Origin of the sequence: Pelagibacterium lentulum, from assembly GCF_003992625.1 — a bacterium.
GTDB lineage: Bacteria > Pseudomonadota > Alphaproteobacteria > Rhizobiales > Devosiaceae > Pelagibacterium > Pelagibacterium lentulum.
Genome location: NZ_RZMW01000008.1, coordinates 196590 through 215873, shown reverse-complemented (window position 1 = coordinate 215873; position 19284 = coordinate 196590). Strand labels below are relative to the sequence as shown.

The window sequence follows — 19284 nt, the reverse complement described above, 5'->3', positions numbered from 1 at the left end:
CGCGGGCAACGAAAAAGGGCGTCCCGATGATCCACACCAGAACGCCCTCAGTCATCGTCAATGCCCTACGGGCTACATTCCGCCCATCGCGTCAAAGACGGACCATCCAGCCCATACCGCGACAAACCATCCTGCGCACCTGATCGGCACGGCAAGCGGTGAAAGATGCAAAATGATGCCTATGGCCGGGATGGAACCGCTGGCAATCGCCCGGACAATCCCAAGGAACGTGTTGACCACAAGAAAAGCGCCGATGCCCGAAATGGCCGCAACAAGGACAGTCATACCGCTTGCCCCTTCCGTTGGCGCTTGGTGAACGGGAGTGAACGCTTGATGCCGCTAATATCGCCCCGGAGACGCCCAAGGAAAAACTCACGGTCCCATCCATCGAGGCGGTTTGCCTCGCTTTTGTTCCATCCCCAACCCAAGTTCTCTTCGGTCCTCTCGATATAGACCTCGGTGCCGGTAAGGGGATTGCGGATGAACATGCTGACCACTTTCCCGTCACTGACGAAGCAATCGAGGTTTCGGTTCACTGCCTGTTTGATCGTTTCCTTAATCTCAGCACCAAATGCCGTAACCCGTGAAAAAATACCGCTTTGATTGAAGCTACCGCTCATTGTCTTATCCTGTTTTGGCGGTTGAAAGTCTGGCTCAGAAAGCCCCTAAACAGGACCACAGGCAGAATCGAACGCAGAGTCAGTGCGGCACTTGAGGGAAACCCCAAGAGAACCGAACGACGCTGAACGCGCACCTATGGCCCTGCCGAGGGGCTTACTGCGCGTTCGGCTGTATCGCTTTTAGCTGTGCTGTGATTTCAGGAGACAGGGCCGCTTCAAGGGCTTCTTTGGCCCTGAGCAAGTCAGCATACTCCCCGCCATAGACTTCACCGATTTTGCCGCTGGTATGCCCCATCACGCGGTCAATCGTGTACGGCTGAACCTTGGCGACCTCTAAGCGAGAATCAATGCGGTGACGAAGGGAATAGGTCACAACCTCTTTCCGGGTCACACATGCCCTTACGTGCTTTCCGAGTGCGGCTGACAGGCTATCTGCGCCACCTTCACGGAAATAAGCAGGGAACAGCCCCGGTCCATCACCAGCGGCATCAATGGCTTCTTTCGCGGCTTCGAGCGCGTCACCTATCAGGGGAACCTTCCGCCGTGATGAAAGGGTCTTTATGCGTCTGGCATCGTGCCATTCGACAACAATGTGAGGGATAGGGTGATTAAGAAGCACGTCCTCAACGCGAAGCCCTGACACTTCCGCTGGGCGGCAACCCGTGTTCTCCAATATGCGCCATATTAATTGAACATCGTCCCGTGCCATCGAAAGCACACGGGCGCGTGTTCTGCTCAGTTCAACCTCAGTGAAGGCATCCCGCTTGGTTTTGTCGGGCGTGGCTTCCTCTTTATTACTGACAGGCAAACTATCGAATGGGTTGTTTACGCCGGTCAGTTCATATTCCCTGATCGCGTGATTGACCAATGACCGAAGCGTATTGAGGTAGCGTTGGGCTGACTGGGGCTTTCTTCCGTCTAACAGGCAGTCCCTTATTTCCTTGGCGTCTGCCCTGCGCAATTCTGCCAAGGGACGGTTCAGCTTCACCACCGGCGCAATCAGCTTGAATATGTTCTCAAGCTGCTGGCTCTTTTTCTTGTCCCCGTTTATCTTTTCCTCAGCATAAAGCCTTCTGGCGTCCTCAAGGGTTGGGGCAGGGCGCGGGGCACGGCTTCCGCTCATCAGGCTTTGAATTAGTGCCTTATCGCGTGGCGAAAACTCTTGCCGGGCACCACTCTGGTACTCACGATATTTCGCAGCAATGCCTTCCGCAGTAACCGAACGGGCAAACGCTTCATCATCATCAGGGGAATCAGGGTCACCTTCACCGGCCCATTCAGGGTCCAGTTGCCATTCCTCAATTTGCCTTTGGGCGGCCTTGAAGTGATCTAAGGCTGTTGGGGTGGACTGTGGAAGGCTAGCGGTTATCAACAGCTTTTCAGCCTGAGCATGTGCCTTGGCGTAGTGCTTGAGCGCTTCCGGCTCAGACTTACCAAGTGGAATCGCTATCTCTCGCTTTCCGAGAATGTCACGTAGGTGTTCAGGAATCTTTCGCCTGTAGCGATAAGAATTGCCCCGTTTCTGTAGGAAAGGAACTGCCATAAGCATTACAGAGTGTACCCCTCGGTGTACCTTGTAGTGTACCTCTGAGGAGACGGAGACCCTTGAAATCCTTGTATTCTGGGGCTTTTAGACGTGCCAATGGCTCCCCGGGCCGGATTCGAACCAGCGACCAACCGGTTAACAGCCGGTTGCTCTACCACTGAGCTACCGGGGAACAAGGCAGCACTGCATTGGCAGGTGGCGATCATCTAGCCAATTTGATTGCGTTTGCCAACCCCCATTTCAAAATGAAGTGTGCTGTCCTGTGAAATTCCGAATTCCGGCCGATGCCGACAGCAAGTCGGCCACCGTATTGATACCCTGGAATGGATTGAAATGAGCATATGCCCGATAGTCGACAGATCGGCCTTTCGCTTTTTCCAGCAAGGCGAACAGGGAAGGGCCCTTGTCGCTGCTCATTTGACCATCAAGGACCGTCTCCAGCGCTTCGATCTGCCACAACGCGTGAGTCGGATAGATCTGCCCTTCATAGGCGCCAGCGACACAGCCCGAATCGCCTATGGCATCAAGGCTGCGCTGCGCAAAATCGAGGGGAGTGAACGGGCAATCGACGGTAACGGTGAGAATTGCGGCGTCGGGCGCATTGGCTTTCGCCCAGCATAGGCCGGCCCAAAGAGCTGCGGCAGGGCCCGCAGGTCCATCGCTTCTGTCCGGCAGCACCGAAACCGAATATTGTCTGAAAGGCGCCTCATCTGTCGCTTGCGCGACTGACAAGAGAATCGTTTCGCATTGCGGCCTTAATCGCGCGATTACGCGATTCGCCAGTGAAACGCCTTCAAGCCGCAGCAGGGCCTTATCCACGCCACCCAGCCGACTGCCTTTGCCGCCAGCCAGAACAAGTCCGACAATTCTTGAAGATGCTGTCACGACCGATGACCGACAAGCTGCGCAGGGCAATGCTGTAACCCGTAATGGGGCATGTTCAGTGTGCGGCAATAGGGGGAAAGTGGAGGCCTCGACCGGAATCGAACCGGTGTACACGGATTTGCAATCCGCTGCGTCACCACTCCGCCACGAGGCCTCTGGAGCGGGGTTCTATTGCACTGTAGGAAATTGCGCAAGCGCCAGTAAGCTGGTCCCGACAAATTTGTCTTCCGGTCGAACCGGTGCCCTGCAATTTTCGCTATCGTCTCAATCCCCCCAAGGCGTTGTACCGCTGTTAAAGGGAGAGCGGCTCTTGCTCGAGTGAAACATTTCCAGCGTTCCAGACCAGATCAGCCGCACCACGCCATCGGATTCGTTGGCCCAGAAATGTGAGCGGTTGCCGCGGAAATGGAAACTGTCTCCCGCGCCCACCTTCATCATGTCGCTGTCGACGGTAAGGGTTAGAACGCCGCCCAGCACATAGATTGCTTCCTCGCCTTCATGACTTGTGGGCTCGGACCGGTAGCCCGGTTGAATCGTGATGAGAAACGAGGAAAGGATATTGCCGGGAAATTCTGTATGCAGTTTCTCATAGGCAATAAGCGGATCGCTCACGGAAAAGCGCATCCTTTCACCAGCGCGAGTCAGCGCATCCTGCGCGCGCGGCGAGGCAATGAAATAATCGACCCCCACATCAAGCGCGCGCGCGATGGCGGCCAATGTGCTCAAGGAGGGCAGGGCCTGATCGCGTTCGACCTGGCTAAGGTAGCCAACCGAAATACCGGCCGCTTCTCCAAGCTGATTGAGAGTCCATTTCAGCTTATGCCTCCGCGCGCGAATAAGTGGACCAACCCGCGTGAGGCTCAAGTTGGATGCTTCGACATGCCGGTTCATCAATGACCGCCCCTTTTTTGTTTATGGCTAGGGTAGAGCACCGGGACCCGGAGAGAAAACCGGTTTTTGCGGTCCTGGGACGAAAAAGTGAGGCGTTCGATTGCTGGGCTGCGGCGCGGGTAAGCGCAACATCATGTCTTTGGGATGGACCATAATGCCAATCGCGTGATCCGCGATCGACAGCCGGCGCTCTCACTCAAAAGTGCTTTATTTACTAAGTGCTAACCATGATTGCGTTGCTTTTGAGCAACATTCGTCCTTTGCCTCAATCTTGCCACGGCGTGGCCCCACTTCGTCCGCACTCAGCCGTGAAGTTCGGCGCGTCGCGAAGGTCCCGTGAATCGATCGTGTGTGTTTTTTTAGCCACACCTCCCGTGGCAACGGAACGAGCACCCGATCGGCACAGGAACCAAAGCACACCGGCACTCTTTTTTCAGTACACACGCCGGTAAAAAGGAGAATACAAATGAATTCGCTTAAGACAGTGGCTGTTGCAGCCCTCTTGTCCACGACTGCTCTTGGTGGCGCGTTTGCTGCCGACGCTATTGGTATGCCCCCTCCGCCTCCGGCAGCCGAAATTCCGGTTTTCGATCAGCCTTCGGGTTTTGATTGGAATGGCTTTTATGCCGGTGGCCGCGTTGGCGGTCTCAACCAAGTCGATGGTGACACACACTGGACCCTCGGCGGTCAGGTTGGTGTCAACGCTGCCTTCGACATCTTCGTACTGGGTGCAGAACTCGGTATCGATGCGGTCTTCGACGAAGACGAAACCTATGCCTATGGTGAAATCCTGGCACGTGGCGGTATCATCGTAACCAACGAACTGCTTGCTTACGCTGCAGTTGGTTATGGTTCGGATTTCGATGCCACCAACGGTCCTGGCGATCACATCCTCGCAGGTGGCGGTCTTGAATTCGCAATGACCGACGACGTGACCGTTCGCGGCCAGTATCTCTATGGCTGGGACCAGACCAACGACGCCACTTCAACCGATGTGCACAAGTTCACCATCGGTGCAAACTTCCACTTCTAATCGCTTTACATTAGAGTTGGGTTTGACGGCCTCGCCTCGGCGGGGCCGTTTTTCATTTGTTAAGCATTATAAGTGTGTTGCATCGGCAACAGGTCGCCACGAAGACGCCAAATTTGAGCCTTGCCCTTGGCTAATTGCTTGGCAGCGGGCCCGATTCCAGCCATATTGCATCAACCCACTCTAGTTGAAGGTGTCATACTATGACTGTAATTAAAACCGGCCTGCTTGCTTCCGCAGCCGTTCTCGCTTTTGCTTCGGTCGCAAATGCTGCTGACCCGATCATGCCGGCTCCCGTTATGCCGGTCACTCCTATTGCAACCATGGCCCATGACTGGACCGGCTTCTATGCTGGTATCAATGCTGGCTACGGCTTCGGCAAGCTTTATGGCGATCCCGGTGTAGATGCTTTTGACAGCATTGACGGTCTCGTCGGCGGCGCTCAGATTGGTGCCAATGTTCAGTTCGACATGTTCGTTCTCGGCGTTGAAGGTGACATCCAGGTTTCCGGTATGTCTCAGGAAATCGCCCCCGTTACGGTTTCGCTCGATTACTTCGGTACAGTTCGTGCGCGTGCCGGTGTCGCCGTTGACAACTTCATGCCCTACGTAACCGGCGGTTTCGCTTATGGCGGCGGCAAGGTCGACAACGGCGTAGCCAACGAAACCAACACTCATTGGGGTTGGACGGCTGGTGCCGGTGTTGAAGTTGCGCTTGACGATTCCGTATCGTTCAAGGGTGAATATCTCTACACCGACCTTGGCGAAGAAACCTACTTTGGTGATAGCGCTGGTTTGCGCTTCCACACAGTTCGCGCTGGCGTGAACTTCCACTTCTAATCTGCCCAAAAGCAGATGGAAATGAATTCGGCCCCGCAACGCGGGGCCGTTTTCGTTTGTCGGGTCAATAATTGTGTTGTGTCGACAACAGGCGTCCAAGATGTAGTTCATTTCAACATTGGGGCGGGGTAATTGCTTGGCAAAGCGCTTGAATTGAGCCATGATGAAGCATCCAATCTATTTGAGAGTGTCCGCTATGACTTCGATTAAGACTGGTTTACTTGCTTCTGTGGCTTTTCTGGCTTTTGCGTCGGCTGCCAACGCCGCTGATCCGATACTGCCGCCGCCCGTTATACCACCAGCTGCTGTTGCGCCCTTGGCCCATGACTGGACCGGCTTTTACGCTGGTATCAATGCCGGTTATGGATTTGGGGAGGTCTATAATGATGCAGGTGTCACCGAGTTCGATCGTGTCAATGGCCTGATCGGCGGGGTGCAAGTTGGCGCCAATGCCCAATTTGACATGTTTGTCCTCGGCGTCGAAGGCGACATTCAACTGTCCGGCATGTCCCAGACCTTGCAGGTTCAGGACCCCAATGTCACTGCCGCCGTTATTCTTCTTGATGCAACCGCTTCGCTTGAATATTTCGGCACCGTAAGGGCGCGCGCAGGTGTCGCGATGGACAATGTTATGCCCTATCTGACCGGCGGTTTTGCCTTTGGCGGTGGGAAGCTGGACATTGAAGGCTATGGCAGCGACACGGCAAATCACTGGGGGTGGACAGTCGGTGGCGGTGTCGAGATCGCCATGGATGACTCGATTTCATTCAAGGGCGAGTATCTATATACCGACCTCGGACAATCAGAGTACACAATTCCAGGTATTGGCTCCGACGATCTCGGCCTGCGCTTCCACACCGTTCGCGCTGGCGTGAACTTCCACTTCTAATCTGCCCAAAAGCAGATAGAATTGATTTCGGCCCCGAATTTCGGGGCCGTTTTCGTCTGTGGCAAGGGCTTTGAAAAAGAAATACCGCTTACATCGCAGCGCGGATCATCTCGGCCAGCACCGCCAACTCGCTATTGTCAGCCATGTCGCCGGAATGCGGCTTCAGCGGCACGCCCTCATACATGGGAATCACGTGAAAATGCAGGTGAAACACGGTTTGGCCTGCTGCTGACTCATTGAATTGCGCAATGCGCACGCCGTCAGCCTCGGTGGCGATCATTACGGCGCGGGCAACTTTCTGCGTCTTGACGATGAGATCGCTCAGCACATCGGGATCGGCATCGAACAGATTGCGCGAACCTGTCTTGGGAATCACAAGCGTATGCCCCTTGGACTGTGGCATTACGTCCATGAACGCCAGGGTCGTATCGTCCTCATAGACCTTGTGGCTCGGGATTTCCCCTTTGAGGATCTTCGCAAAAATGTTGTCTGGCTGATAATCGTTCATAGTGCTCCCCGAAAGTGACCAGAGCGTATCCAACAAAAGCATGCCCTCGGACCTGATCCGAGGGTGGAAACGGTTTTCCGGTTCGGACACGCGACAAAATTAAGCATTTAGATCAAAGCTGCGATTCATTGAACAGCAGATTTGATCTGGTTTGCAGCACCATAAAGCATAATCATCGGCAAACCGAGGGCCTCCGGGTCAACTCCTGTCGTCTTTCCTGAACGGCGTATGGGCATCCAGAATCTGCTGATTGCGCTCAACGATGCGCCGTTCCTGCTCAAGGTAATCGGCAACGGCATGGCGCAGACCGGGATGCGTAATCTGATGGATGGAGCGCGTAACTTGCGGCGCATAACCCCGCGCCAGCTTATGCTCACCCTGCGCCCCTGCCTCGACGCTTTTCAACCCATGCGCAATGGCAAAATCGATTGCCTGATAATAGCAAAGCTCAAAATGAAGGAATGCGACGTCACGAATCGCACCCCAGTTCCGGCCATAAAGCGTATCGGTGCCGATGAAGTTGAGCGCTCCGGCAACGTATTCACCGCCGTCCTTTGCCAGAATCAGAACGATCCGATCCGCCATTACGGCCGAAATGCGCGAAAAGAATTCACGGTTGAGATAGGGGCGGCCCCATTTTCGACTGCCAGTGTCCATGTAAAAGTCATAGAACGCGTCCCAATGGCTTTCCGTCAGATCCGATCCAGTCACCCATTCAACCGTCAGGCCAGAACAGAGTGCCTCGCGCCGCTCCCGTCGAATGGCTTTGCGTTTGCGCGATTGCAGCGTGCTCAGAAAGTCCTCAAAGCCGGAAAACCCATCATTATGCCAATGAAATTGCGTGTCGTACCGCGCGAGCCATTTAGCTTGCTGTGCGATGGCCTGCTCGCTTTCGGTGACGAATGTGCCGTGAATCGACGAGGCGCCAAGCCTTTGGGCAAGTGTTTCCGCTGCCTGCAAAAGCAAAAGTTGTGTTTCCATGCTGCCATTGGCCACCAGCAACTTTGCTGCCGTTGCTGGCGTAAACGGCACTGAACATTGCAGTTTCGGGTAGTAGTGTCCGCCCGCACGCTCAATCGCATCGGCCCAGGCATGATCGAAAACATATTCGCCCATCGAGTGGGACTTGAGGAACAATGGCATGAGCCCAATCGGCTCGCCGCAGCGCTCGACAAGGATATGTTGCGGTTGCCAACCGGTGCCAGCAACCGCGCATCCGGACTCTTCCAGAGCCAGGAAAAAATCGTGCTCGAGAAAGGGACTTGCGGGCCGTTCCGCACCCATCGCTGCAAGCGTATTCCAGGTGCTCCTGGGTATAGAGCCTGTGGAAGGCTGTATCGATATGGTCAGCGGTTGGTCAGGCGCAGTCGAGCTGTTCACGAATCGGGATCGAACCCTTCAAATACGATTTGATCTGCGTGCTGCAGCACTTGCGGCACATGAGCTTTGTCCTTGACCGTCCAGCTCATGACCTTCATGCCCAGCGCGCGGCACAGACGAACCATAGGTAGTGTCAGCGATGTCCGCTCACAAGAGACGAATGTGAAGCGCGATGCAGGCCAGTGCAAGAGGTGGCGCAGAACAAATCTTTTTGTAGTGCCAAGCGAGGCATCCCATTCAGGACGCCGATAGTCGTAGGTGATTATGCCCACCGCACCGTTATAGCCTGCCTTTCTGACTGCAGACAAAATCGAGGGGTCGAAGGATTTCAAAACCAACGGCCCCTGGTAGTCCTTGATGGCTGCAGCCACCACTTTGGCCAGCCGTTGCCCGGCTTCGACGCTTTTCTGTCTCTTTAGTTCCACGACAAGCGGTGTTCGTCCGGCAATCTGCTCAAGAAAGTCGGAAAATAGCTGCGGACAATCCCCATCGGCGCTGCCGAGCAGCGGTGTCACGCAAATTTCGGTGGCGGCAATCTCATCGATACGCCCGTCCTTGCCAACCAGGCGTTCAAGGGTGTCGTCATGAAAAACCACTGCCTGATTGTCTTGCGTCAGTTGCAGGTCGCATTCGATGCCGAAGCCCTGGGCAATTGCCGCTTCAAAAGCGGAACGGGAATTTTCGATAGTTCCGGCCTGCCGATCATGGTAGCCGCGATGCGCCACAGGGCGCGCAAAAGGAGAGGTGTTCATTTATGCCTTTAACTCGATAACAGCGTCGATTTCGACGGCGGCGCCAAGGGGCAGGGAAGCTACGCCAAAAGCGGCGCGGGCGTGCTTACCTGTCTCCCCTAACACTTTTATGAACAGGTCGGATGCGCCGTTGGCGACCAGGTGCTGCTCGTTGAACTCAGGCGTCGAAGAAACCAGGACCGTCAGCTTGAGCACTGCGGAAATCGATTCGAGCGGGGCAACGGTTGTGACCTGGCCCAAAATATTGATCGCGCAGAACTCCGCGGCCTTCTGGGCTTCCTCAACGCTGATATTGCTGCCCAATTGCCCCTTGATCATGCCGTCGGGCCCGATGGAAAGCTGACCCGATACATAAAGCAGGTTGCCGCTGCGCGTCACCGGCACATAGCTGGCAACGGGCGCGACGGGCTTGGGTAATGTGTGCCCCAATTCGTTGAGTTTTGCTTCAACGGTCATCCTTTATCTCCGGCTTTCGTTGTATGGGTTTGGGCTCACGATACAGCTTGCCTCGAACAAGTGCATCTCTGCCAAAGCGTGTCCGAACCTTGTCCACAGCCCTCTCCGCGGCAGCCTTGCGCGCAACCGCCGGCTCGATCAGGTCCACTGGGTCCGTTCCATCGGCCATCGAAAGGCCAGAAACCCCAATCCCAAGCAGGCGAAACGACGTCCCGTCGATTTCCTTTTCCAGAAGGCGCAGTGCCGTCTCGTACAGCGTAAGGGCAAGTTGGGTCGGCATCATCAGGTGTTGCGCGCGGGTGCGTGTCTTGAACCCTGCCGTCTTGAGTTTCAAAGTTACCGTATCGCCGACGAACCCTTGCTTTTTCAGGCGTTCGGAAAGCCTTTCGCATAGAGCCAACAGTGAGGAAGAAAGTGAATCGAAATCCGATAGATCGGAATTGAATGTCGTTTCGGTGCTGACAGATTTCGTTTCCCGCTCGATTGAAACGGTTCTGGCATCCTGTCCGCGCGATAGTCTTGCCAGCCGCGCACCGATCTCGCCATATCGGCGCATCAGGTCTTCTGGAGCGATTTCCTGCAATTGCCCAATGGTCTCCAAGCCATCCCGTCGTAGCGTTTCCGACATGGCCTTGCCCACACCATAGATAAAGCTGATCGGCTTGGAGTGCAGGAAATCCAGCGTTTCCGCTTTGCCGATAACCGCAAAACCGCGCGGCTTGTCCAGATCGGAAGCTACTTTTGCCAGAAACTTGTTATGGCTAAGGCCCACGGATACCGAAACGCCGACCTCCTCCTCGATCTTTCGGGCAAACCGCGCGAGACTGACGGCAGGCGGTGCCTTGTGTACCCGTTCGGTGCCTGAAAGGTCGAGAAACGCCTCATCGATCGATAGTGGCTGCACCAACGGTGTCAGTGCCTCCATGGCGCTGCGAATCTGCCTGCTGACCTCAACATACTTCGCCATGTTCGGCTTGACGATCACCGCATCTGGGCAAAGCTGCCGTGCCTTAAACATTGGCATGGCCGAACGCACGCCGCTCATACGCGCAATATAGCAGCAGGTGGAAACCACGCCCCGTACGGCGCCGCCAACAATCAGCGGCTTATCGATAAGGCCCGGATCGTCCCGCTTTTCCACCGACGCGAAAAAGGCGTCGCAATCCACATGCGCGATTGCCAACGCAAAAAGCTCGCTATGGGCGAAAATACGCGGCGATCCGCAGGACGGGCAGCGCCGCGCGGCCCTTGTCAATTCCCCAAAGGCAAGGCAGTCCCGGCACATATAGGGGAGGGGAGGTGTCACCGGTAATCAGTCCTGCCGGTTCATGCGGTGCCACACGCGCATGACACGTTCGACCGGCATGCCCGCATTGGCGCACATTGCAAGCAACAGCGGCTCATTGCGACCGAAATAATCTACCAGGCCAGCCTCAAACGCTGAGGAGCCTAAGGCTTCACGCAGAGTTTGAGGGGTGTAGCCTGCCATCAGCATGAAACGCTCAAGCTCCTCGACATCGGAAACCAGCCAACTCAGGCACTGTTCCGCAACCGTGGAAATTTCCGCACTTTCAATTGTATCGCGCACGCCGCAGGACTCGCTTATTTCTTGTTTCGTAAGATATTGATGCTACCGCATACCGATAACAACCAAAAAGCATCACTACTGGATGCCAAGCGAGGTTTCATGGCCAAAACCGTGATGATTGTGGAAGACAATGAGCTTAACATGAAGCTCTTTCATGATCTGCTCGAGTCTCGCGGCTATGCAACCATCCAGACCCGGAACGGCATGGAAGCGCTCGATCTCGCGCGCGAGCATATGCCCGATCTGATCCTTATGGATATCCAGTTGCCCGAAGTATCCGGCCTGGTTGTCACCAAATGGCTTAAGGAAGATGAAGCGCTGGCACCCATTCCGGTGATTGCTGTCACGGCTTTTGCAATGAAGGGGGACGAGGAAAGAATTCTTCAGGGCGGATGCGAAGGATATATTTCCAAGCCTATCTCTGTGCCTCACTTTTTGGAAACGATTGAAAGCTACATTGGCAAGGCTGAATAACGCCTGACTTGTTTTCACGCAAAAGCTGAGAGGAACTTTTCGTGACGGCACGAGTGCTGATCGTTGATGATATACCAACGAATGTAAAACTGCTGGAAGCGCGGCTTATGGCCGAGTACTTCGATGTGGTTTCCGCCTCGTCCGGTCAGCAGGCAATCGACATATGCAGGACCAATGACATCGACATCATTCTTCTCGATGTCATGATGCCGGAAATGGATGGCTTTGAGTGCTGCCAGATCCTTAAGCACGATCCCAAGACATCTCATATCCCAGTGGTTATGATCACGGCGCTGGACCAGCCTTCGGACCGGGTACTTGGACTTGATGCGGGCGCTGACGACTTCCTGACCAAGCCAGTGGACGACGTGCAACTGATGGCGCGGGTAAAGAGTCTCGTGAGGCTTAAGGTTCTGACCGACGAATTGCGTTCACGGGCCGTCACGAGCCATCATATTGCGCTCGAAGACGCCAACCGATCCGCTGGCGGTGTACGCACGGATGACGGTAAGATCATTGTCATTGACACCGACACCGCTCGCGGCAATCGGGTCAGCGGATATCTTGGCGAAAAGCATGACGTCCATGTGCTCTCCCAGCCTGCCGATGCAGTTTTCCAACTGTCGGGTGGAGAATACGAACTGGCTATCGTCAGCCTGGATCTGGAGGGTTTCGATCCCCTCCGGATATGCTCACAAATCCGTACGGTCGAGCAGACGCGCAACCTGCCTATTCTGCTAATCGCCGACGAACACGACAAGCCTCGCGTCGTGCGCGCCCTTGATTTGGGTGTGAACGACTTCATCATGCGCCCCTTAGAGCGTAACGAGCTTGGCGCGCGCGTCAGAACACAGATCAGGCGCCAACGTTACACGGTCGAGTTGCGCGAAAGCGTCAATTCCACAATGGCGCTGGCCGTGATCGATGAATTGACCGGCCTCTATAATCGCCGATATTTCGAGCGCCATCTTTCCCTATTACTTGATAAATCTCAGGAGCAGGATCGCTTAATGGCGATCATGTTGCTCGATATCGATTACTTCAAGCCAATCAACGACACTTACGGCCATGATGTGGGCGATATCATTCTCAAGGAATTTGCACTGCGTTTGCAGCGCAATATCCGAGGCGTTGATCTTGCGTGCAGGTATGGCGGGGAAGAATTTGTTGTGGTTATGCCCGACATAGACAGGGGACAGGCAAATAATGTCGCTGAACGTGTGCGTGTCGCCATGTCGGACTATGGGTTTAATGCGGGCCTGGACTTGCCAATTAATATTACGGTAAGTGCAGGACTGGCGCTTAATGAATATCTTGATGATACACCCGAAACGATTATTAAGCGCGCAGATATTGCCCTGTATCGCGCTAAAAGAGCGGGTCGTAATCAGGTTGTATTTGATGCAGCTTGAACGCATTAGGGTTAATTTTTCATTATGATTCGCAGTACCCGCGCTCAACCTACCGGGAGTGCTTGGTTTTCCCCGATTTCCGCATTAGTGTCGTTTGTACTGATGCGGCAGCTTTAAGAGTTGCGGCATCAGCTTCAAACCCTACGGCTTTCAGGTCCGCCGCAACTCCTGATTCCGTAGGGTGGCTGGCCCGGATGCGGTCTAAGAGTGGCCTCTTCGACACCCGCGCCGGGTCAGCCTTCCCTTCTTTTCATGAAATAGTAAAACAGCTTTCCAGCCTCTTGGGCGGCATGTTCTTTTACTTGCGCATCCAAACAAAAAACCCCGCTGAAACCAGCGGGGTTTTTGTATAGGCAGTCTGCCGAGAGATCTTATTTGATCTTGGCTTCCTTGAATTCTACGTGCTTGCGAACCACAGGGTCATACTTGCGGAACGAGAGCTTCTCGGTTGCCGTCCGGGTGTTCTTCTTGGTCACGTAATAAAAGCCGGTGTCAGCGGTCGAAACGAGCTTGATTTTGATCGTGTTGGACTTTGCCATCGCGGTAGCCTTTGGAAAAAATAGGCCGCGCGGCGATATTGGCGCACGGCTCGGAAATCGGTTGGCCGCAAACTATGCATTTTGCGCCAATTGTCAAGCGGACTTAGCCGCGCGTGTCATAATCAAACTCGTCATCTGGTCCATTGGGGTCAAAGCCATGCATATACTTGGCCCATTGCAGCCCCACGACTGCGCCCTTGACCACTGGCAAGAGCAATAGCGAGAGAACGATGGTCGCAGGAATCATCGTCCAGATATAGATCATCGGATGCAGCGAGTGGATCATTTCAATATGGAGAAATATGCCCACCAGCAGATGACCGACAATCACGATAACCAGGTAGGGTGGGGCATCGTCGGCGCGATGATGATGTAGTTCCTCGCCACAGCTTGGGCAGGTGTCGGCCACCTTGAGATAGGCGCGAAACATCTTGCCCTCGCCGCAATTCGGACATTTGCAGGCCAGCCCCTTTTTCATCGCAGGCCAGATTGCGCGATGCGGGCGATAATGTTCTGTATTGTCCAATACCGGCATGTTCACCTCTTGCCGCGCCGCCCTCTCGATGTAGGACGGGACTTGCGTTGCGCGCGGCCCTGTGGCGGCTTTACACGCTCACCTTCAGATAAGATCTCAAATCGCAAAGCACCAGCCATTGGCGCTGCTTCAAGCAGTCGCACTTCGACCCGGTCGCCAATACCGAATTTCTCACCGGTACGCTCTCCGATCAAGGCCTGTTGGTCTTCCATGTAGCGGAAATAGTCTTTTCCAAGGGTAGAGGCAGGCACGAAGCCGTCCGCGCCCGTTTCCTCCAGGCGCACAAACAGGCCAGCACCAACGACTCCAGCGATCTTGCCCATGAACCGCGCGCCGATGTGACCGGCCAGATATTGCGCAAGCAGGCGATCTGACGTTTCCCTCTCGGCCGCCATAGCGCGCCGCTCGGTTGCAGAAATATGCTGGCCGATAGCGCCAAGCCGGCTTTCTTCCTCATGGCTCAACCCATCGGGACCCAAATCGAGGACGCGGATCAGCGCCCGATGCACAATCAGATCTGCATATCTGCGGATAGGCGATGTGAAATGCGCGTAGCGATCCAGGTTCAAGCCGTAGTGGCCATAATTTCCGGGCGCATACTCCGCCTGCGCCTGGCTACGCAGCACCATCTCGTTGACTTGCTCACTCTTACCGGCCTTTTCCGCCTTGAGCAGGATTTGATTGAAATCCTTGGGCCGCATGGCTTCGCTGCGCGGCACCGGTAAATCGAGCGATTGCAGGAAGGATCCCAGCGCAGCCAGTTTTTCGCGGCCCGGCGCATCATGCACCCGATAGAGCAGGCCGATCTTGTGCTTTTCCAGCGTTTCGGCCGCGCAGACATTGGAAAGCACCATCATCTCTTCGATGAGCTTATGGGCCTCAAGCCGTTCCGGAATATAGACGCCCTCGACCATGCCGTTGGCACCGAGCCGGATGCGGCGTTCGGGCAGGTCGAGCGCAAGCGGGCTGCGCTTCTCCCTTGCCTTGCACAAGGCGCCATAGGCCGCCCAGAGTGGCTTGAGAATGGTCTCGAGCAGCGGCCCCGAAGCATCGTCTGGCCGTCCATCTATAGCCGCCTGGGCCTGATTGTAACTCAACTTGGCAGCCGAGCGCATGACAACGCGATGGAATGAGTGGCGCTTCTTATGGCCTTCGGCGTCGATAACGATACGAAGACCCATTGCCGCACGGTTTTCACCCTCCCGCAACGAGCAGAGATCGTTGGAAATTCGCTCGGGCAGCATCGGCACCACCCGATCCGGGAAATAGACCGAGTTGCCGCGCAGATATGCTTCCCGATCCATGGCCGATCCAGCCCGGACATAGTTGGACACATCCGCTATCCCGACATGGATGATGTGCCCGCCGGGATTGTTGGGATCGCTGTCGGGCTCTGCATGGACGGCATCGTCATGATCTTTGGCATCAGCCGGATCGATGGTGATGAGGGCAATATCGCGCCAGTCTTCACGGCCTTTAAGCGTCGCTTCCTTGGCGCTTTCCGCTTCCTTGAGCACGGAGGCGGGGAAACGATAGGGAATGTCGAGCGCGTGCAACGCAATCAGACTTACAGCGCCTTCCGAACTGGGATTGCCAACAATATTGACGACGCGGGCACGCGGGATCATCAGGCGCCCGGACGTCGTGATTTCCACTTCGACAAGATCGCCGTCCTTGGCCTCGCCGAGTTCTCCGGCCGGAATACGCATCTCGCGCGCCTTGCGCTCCACCGGCACCAGACGGGCTCCGTCTTCGTCCATACGCACAATTCCGATATCGGCCTTGCGTGGCTTATCGAGCACCTTCATGGGGCGAGCGGTATAAATGGGCGCCAATCCCTCGCCACGGGAAATCCGCGCCAGAATGCGATCGCCCGGTGCTGGAACCACGCGCGCGTCCTTGCCGATAACGAGGGTTACGCGGGGCTTTTCGCCGTCGTCTTCATTCCATTTGGCCGGATACGCGTGCAACGACTCGGGATCGGCATCGGCGGGAATATCCAGCACGGTTACGGCAGGCAGTTCGTTGGCCACTCGAATGGCCTTGCGGTTGCGCGCCAGCAGCCCTTCCTTTTCCATGTCACGCAGCATGACCTTAAGAGGAATGCGGTCATCGCCCTTGATCCCGAAATGCCGCGCGATCTCGCGCTTGGAACTGATTTCGGGAAAATCCGAAATCGCTTCCATAATGGCTTCTCGCGTCGGCAATTGGCCGGGCTGATATTTTGCGGAAGGCTTGCCCTTTCTGCGAGAAGGCAGGTCGTTCTGCGGGGCACGCCGCGTTTCTGGGCGCTTGGCCATCTGTGTCCTTTATGCCTCGGCTTTTTTCTTGGCCGCTGCCTTGGATTTCGCTGTGGGTTTGGCCTTTGCCTTTGCTTTGGGTTTGCCTTTCGCCGAAGACCCGCCTTTTGCGGCAATCAGTTCCAGCGCCTTTTCCAATGTCACAGCTTCCGGTGCGAGATCCTTGGGTAAGGTAGCATTGACCTTGCCCTGATTGACATAAGGGCCATAGCGCCCCGAGCGCACCGTAATGGGGCCGTCATCATGCTCGAATGTCGCAATTGCGGCCGGCGTTGCCCGGCCTCCACGGCCACCATTCGCCTTCTTTTCAGCAATCAGCGAAACGGCGCGATTCAAACCTACAGAAAAAACTTCTTCCACATCGGGTAGATTCGCATAGGTGCCATCGTGGAGCACGAATGGACCGTACCGTCCGATACCAGCGGTGATCGGCTTGCCAGTTTCAGGGTGCTCCCCGACTTCTCGCGGCAATGACAGCAGCTTGAGAGCCTTTTCGAGGTCCATCGAACCCGCATCCCAGCCCCGCGGAAGGCTGGAGCGCTTGGCTTCCTTGCCATCGCCCAATTGGACGTAGGGTCCGAAGCGCCCCGTCTTGAGGAAAATGTCCTCGCCACTTTCAGGATCGGTGCCCAGAACACCATCGCCATCAATCGATTCGCTCGATTGTCCAGTCGCACTTTCGGAGAGCTGTTGGGTATGCCGGCAGTCCGGGTAATTCGAGCAGCCGATAAAAGCACCGAATTTGCCGAGTTTGAGCGAAAGCTGCCCCTCGCCGCAGGTCGGGCAGAGCCTCGGGTCAGAGCCGTCTTCCTTTGCTGGGAAGATGTGATGTCCCAAAAGATCGTTGAGCGCATCGAGCACTTCGGATACGCGAAGATCTTTGATTTCCGTGGTATGCTTGGAAAAGTCTGTCCAGAACTGCCGCAAAACATCTTTGTAATCGATGTCCCCGGCAGAGATTTCGTCCAGTTGCTCTTCCAAGCTGGCCGTAAAGCCGTATTCCACATATTTGGAGAAAAAGCTTTGCAGGAACGCGGTTACAAGCCGGCCGCGATCTTCGGGATAAAGCGTGCGCTTTTCCAAGCGTATATAGTCGCGGTCCTTCAGGGTGCCGAGCGTGGCTGCATAGGTTGAAGGACGTCCGATCCCGAGTTCTTCCATTTTCTTGATCAGCGAGGCTTCGGTGAACCGGGCAGGGGGTTGGGTGAAATGCTGCGCGATATTCACCTTCTCGAGCTTGGGAGAATCGCCTTCCGCAAGCGCGGGTAATTCACGGCTATCCTCGTCATCTTCTTCCGTCTTTTCAATGCCATAGACGCCAAGGAAGCCGGGGAACGTGATAACAGAACCAACCGCGCGCAACATGATCTTGCGCTCCGCCGTATCGGCGTCGATATCCGCCGTTGTCCGTTCGATCTCGGCCGATCGCATCTGGCTGGCGAGCGATCGCCGCCAGATCAACTGATAGAGCTTGTGCTGATCGGGGTCGAGGTTGCGCAATGTATCGGGGTGCTTGCCGAGATCGGTGGGCCGAACGGCTTCGTGCGCTTCCTGCGCGTTCTTGGCTTTGGAGCTATAAAGTCTCGGTTTCTCAGGAACATAGTCGGCGCCGAACTCTTTGGCGATGACGCGGCGGGCTGCTTCGATCGCTTCGGGCGCCATTTGCACCGCATCGGTACGCATATAGGTGATCAGCCCGTCTTCATAGAGCCGCTGCGCAATTTGCATTGTGCGGGAAGGGCTTAGACCCAGGCGGCTGGATGCATCCTGCTGCAGCGTGGAGGTCGTGAACGGGGCGTAAGGGTTGCGTTTGGTCGGCTTTTTGTCGACAGAAACGACCGCTAGACGAGAAGTTTCGATGCTCTTTTTCAACAGTTCTGCGTCTTCGCCTGCCTTGACGGCAAGTTTGTCGACCTTTTTTCCGTCGACCGCATAAAGCCGCGCATCAAAGCTTTTGCCAGCCTGATTCAAGGTCGATATGACCGACCAATATTCCTCGGGCTTGAACTTTTCGATCTCTTCCTCGCGCTCGCAAACAAGCCGCAATGCAACCGACTGCACACGGCCAGCCGAACGCGAACCGGGCAGCTTGCGCCATAGGATGGGTGAGAGCGTAAACCCCACCAGATAGTCGAGTGCGCGCCGGGCGAGATACGCATCGACCAAAGGCCCGTCGATCTCGCGCGGGTTCTTCATAGCCTGGGTGACGGCATCCTTGGTGATGGCATTGAAAACCACCCGCTTGACCGGCACGTCCTTCTTGAGCGCCTTCTTCTCGCGCAGCACATCGAGCACGTGCCAGGAAATCGCTTCCCCTTCGCGATCAGGGTCAGTCGCCAGAATCAGTTCATCGGCGCCTTTGACGGCCTTGGTGATATCAGCCAGCCGCTTTTTGGACGCAGCATCGACGGCCCAACTCATGGCAAAGTCCTCGTCGGGACGCACCGAACCATCCTTGGCAGGCAAGTCGCGCACATGGCCAAAACTGGCAAGAACTTCAAAGTCCTTGCCCAGATATTTGTTGATGGTCTTTGCCTTGGCCGGGCTTTCGACGATGACGACTTTCATGCCTTTTGAGGCTCCGCAACTGACTAGAACATGCCTTGATTTTAGGGGAACTGGGTCAGAAAACGTGACCAT

Annotated in this window: 20 protein-coding genes and 2 tRNA genes; 5 read left to right on the top strand and 17 right to left on the bottom strand. The window is 55.6% G+C overall.

Annotated elements, in window-relative coordinates:
* Window positions 1-72: 72 nt before the first annotated feature.
* The 7 genes from EO133_RS02800 to EO133_RS02770 form a co-directional block, all read right to left on the bottom strand.
* Window positions 73-285 (bottom strand): hypothetical protein, encoded by a 213-nt coding sequence (locus EO133_RS02800; RefSeq protein WP_127071143.1) that lies wholly within the window; start codon window positions 283-285, stop codon window positions 73-75.
* Complete coding sequence (locus EO133_RS02795) at window positions 282-620, bottom strand: hypothetical protein (RefSeq protein WP_127071142.1); 339 nt, start codon at window positions 618-620, stop codon at window positions 282-284. Before EO133_RS02795 ends, EO133_RS02800 begins: the two co-directional genes overlap by 4 nt.
* Before the next feature lie 154 nt (window positions 621-774).
* Complete coding sequence (locus EO133_RS02790) at window positions 775-2169, bottom strand: site-specific integrase (RefSeq protein WP_127071141.1); 1395 nt, start codon at window positions 2167-2169, stop codon at window positions 775-777.
* A gap of 94 nt (window positions 2170-2263) precedes the next feature.
* A tRNA-Asn gene (locus EO133_RS02785) sits at window positions 2264-2338 on the bottom strand.
* Window positions 2339-2406: 68 nt separating this feature from the next.
* A complete protein-coding gene (gene mobA, locus EO133_RS02780; protein ID WP_164734851.1) occupies window positions 2407-3051 on the bottom strand; it encodes a molybdenum cofactor guanylyltransferase in 645 nt (214 codons plus the stop codon).
* Between the two features lie 80 nt (window positions 3052-3131).
* Window positions 3132-3205: transfer RNA gene (locus EO133_RS02775), tRNA-Cys, on the bottom strand.
* Between the two features lie 110 nt (window positions 3206-3315).
* Window positions 3316-3942, bottom strand: coding sequence for a helix-turn-helix domain-containing protein (locus EO133_RS02770; RefSeq protein WP_127071139.1), 627 nt, complete (start codon window positions 3940-3942; stop codon window positions 3316-3318).
* A gap of 466 nt (window positions 3943-4408) precedes the next feature.
* On the opposite strand from EO133_RS02770, the gene EO133_RS02765 reads away from it, so the two are divergent.
* The 3 genes from EO133_RS02765 to EO133_RS02755 all read left to right on the top strand — a co-directional run bounded on the left by EO133_RS02765 (window position 4409) and on the right by EO133_RS02755 (window position 6700).
* Complete coding sequence (locus tag EO133_RS02765; protein ID WP_127071138.1) at window positions 4409-4975, top strand: outer membrane protein; 567 nt, start codon at window positions 4409-4411, stop codon at window positions 4973-4975.
* 200 nt (window positions 4976-5175) lie between these two features.
* Window positions 5176-5811, top strand: a complete 636-nt coding sequence (locus EO133_RS02760) for an outer membrane protein (RefSeq protein WP_127071137.1) — start codon at window positions 5176-5178, stop codon at window positions 5809-5811.
* 196 nt (window positions 5812-6007) lie between these two features.
* The gene (locus tag EO133_RS02755; protein WP_244640776.1) at window positions 6008-6700 is read left to right on the top strand and encodes an outer membrane protein; all 693 of its coding nucleotides are present in this window, start codon (window positions 6008-6010) and stop codon (window positions 6698-6700) included.
* An 88-nt stretch (window positions 6701-6788) separates the two neighbouring features.
* Here EO133_RS02755 and EO133_RS02750 read toward each other — a convergent pair whose 3' ends face one another.
* The 6 genes from EO133_RS02750 to EO133_RS02725 form a co-directional block, all read right to left on the bottom strand.
* The gene (locus EO133_RS02750; protein WP_127071136.1) at window positions 6789-7208 is read right to left on the bottom strand and encodes an HIT family protein; all 420 of its coding nucleotides are present in this window, start codon (window positions 7206-7208) and stop codon (window positions 6789-6791) included.
* Window positions 7209-7406: 198 nt separating this feature from the next.
* The gene (locus tag EO133_RS02745) at window positions 7407-8588 is read right to left on the bottom strand and encodes a GNAT family N-acetyltransferase (RefSeq protein WP_244640777.1); all 1182 of its coding nucleotides are present in this window, start codon (window positions 8586-8588) and stop codon (window positions 7407-7409) included.
* Window positions 8585-9340, bottom strand: a complete 756-nt coding sequence (locus tag EO133_RS02740) for a glycerophosphodiester phosphodiesterase family protein (RefSeq protein ID WP_127071135.1) — start codon at window positions 9338-9340, stop codon at window positions 8585-8587. Before EO133_RS02740 ends, EO133_RS02745 begins: the two co-directional genes overlap by 4 nt.
* On the bottom strand, window positions 9341-9796 hold the full coding sequence (locus tag EO133_RS02735; RefSeq protein WP_127071134.1) for a RidA family protein: 456 nt from the start codon (window positions 9794-9796) through the stop codon (window positions 9341-9343).
* Window positions 9786-11081, bottom strand: a complete 1296-nt coding sequence (locus EO133_RS02730; protein WP_127071245.1) for a DNA polymerase IV — start codon at window positions 11079-11081, stop codon at window positions 9786-9788. The genes EO133_RS02735 and EO133_RS02730 overlap by 11 nt, the downstream gene beginning before the upstream one ends.
* A 27-nt stretch (window positions 11082-11108) precedes the next feature.
* Window positions 11109-11384 (bottom strand): DUF3572 family protein, encoded by a 276-nt coding sequence (locus tag EO133_RS02725; RefSeq protein WP_164734850.1) that lies wholly within the window; start codon window positions 11382-11384, stop codon window positions 11109-11111.
* A 99-nt stretch (window positions 11385-11483) separates the two neighbouring features.
* Between EO133_RS02725 and EO133_RS02720 the strand changes: the two genes are divergently transcribed.
* Window positions 11484-11858, top strand: a complete 375-nt coding sequence (locus tag EO133_RS02720; RefSeq protein ID WP_127071132.1) for a response regulator — start codon at window positions 11484-11486, stop codon at window positions 11856-11858.
* A 41-nt stretch (window positions 11859-11899) separates the two neighbouring features.
* Window positions 11900-13270 (top strand): PleD family two-component system response regulator, encoded by a 1371-nt coding sequence (locus tag EO133_RS02715; protein ID WP_127071131.1) that lies wholly within the window; start codon window positions 11900-11902, stop codon window positions 13268-13270.
* Window positions 13271-13641: 371 nt separating this feature from the next.
* On the opposite strand, the gene rpmG is transcribed toward EO133_RS02715, so the two are convergent.
* The 4 genes from rpmG to topA form a co-directional block, all read right to left on the bottom strand.
* Window positions 13642-13809, bottom strand: coding sequence for a 50S ribosomal protein L33 (rpmG, locus tag EO133_RS02710; protein WP_116654165.1), 168 nt, complete (start codon window positions 13807-13809; stop codon window positions 13642-13644).
* A 103-nt stretch (window positions 13810-13912) separates the two neighbouring features.
* The gene (locus EO133_RS02705; RefSeq protein WP_127071130.1) at window positions 13913-14344 is read right to left on the bottom strand and encodes a DUF983 domain-containing protein; all 432 of its coding nucleotides are present in this window, start codon (window positions 14342-14344) and stop codon (window positions 13913-13915) included.
* Window positions 14345-14346: 2 nt separating this feature from the next.
* Window positions 14347-16644, bottom strand: a complete 2298-nt coding sequence (rnr, locus tag EO133_RS02700) for a ribonuclease R (RefSeq protein ID WP_127071129.1) — start codon at window positions 16642-16644, stop codon at window positions 14347-14349.
* Window positions 16645-16653: 9 nt separating this feature from the next.
* Entirely contained in the window at window positions 16654-19212 is a 2559-nt protein-coding gene (topA, locus tag EO133_RS02695; protein WP_127071128.1) for a type I DNA topoisomerase, read from the bottom strand.
* Between the last annotated feature and the right edge of the window lie 72 nt (window positions 19213-19284).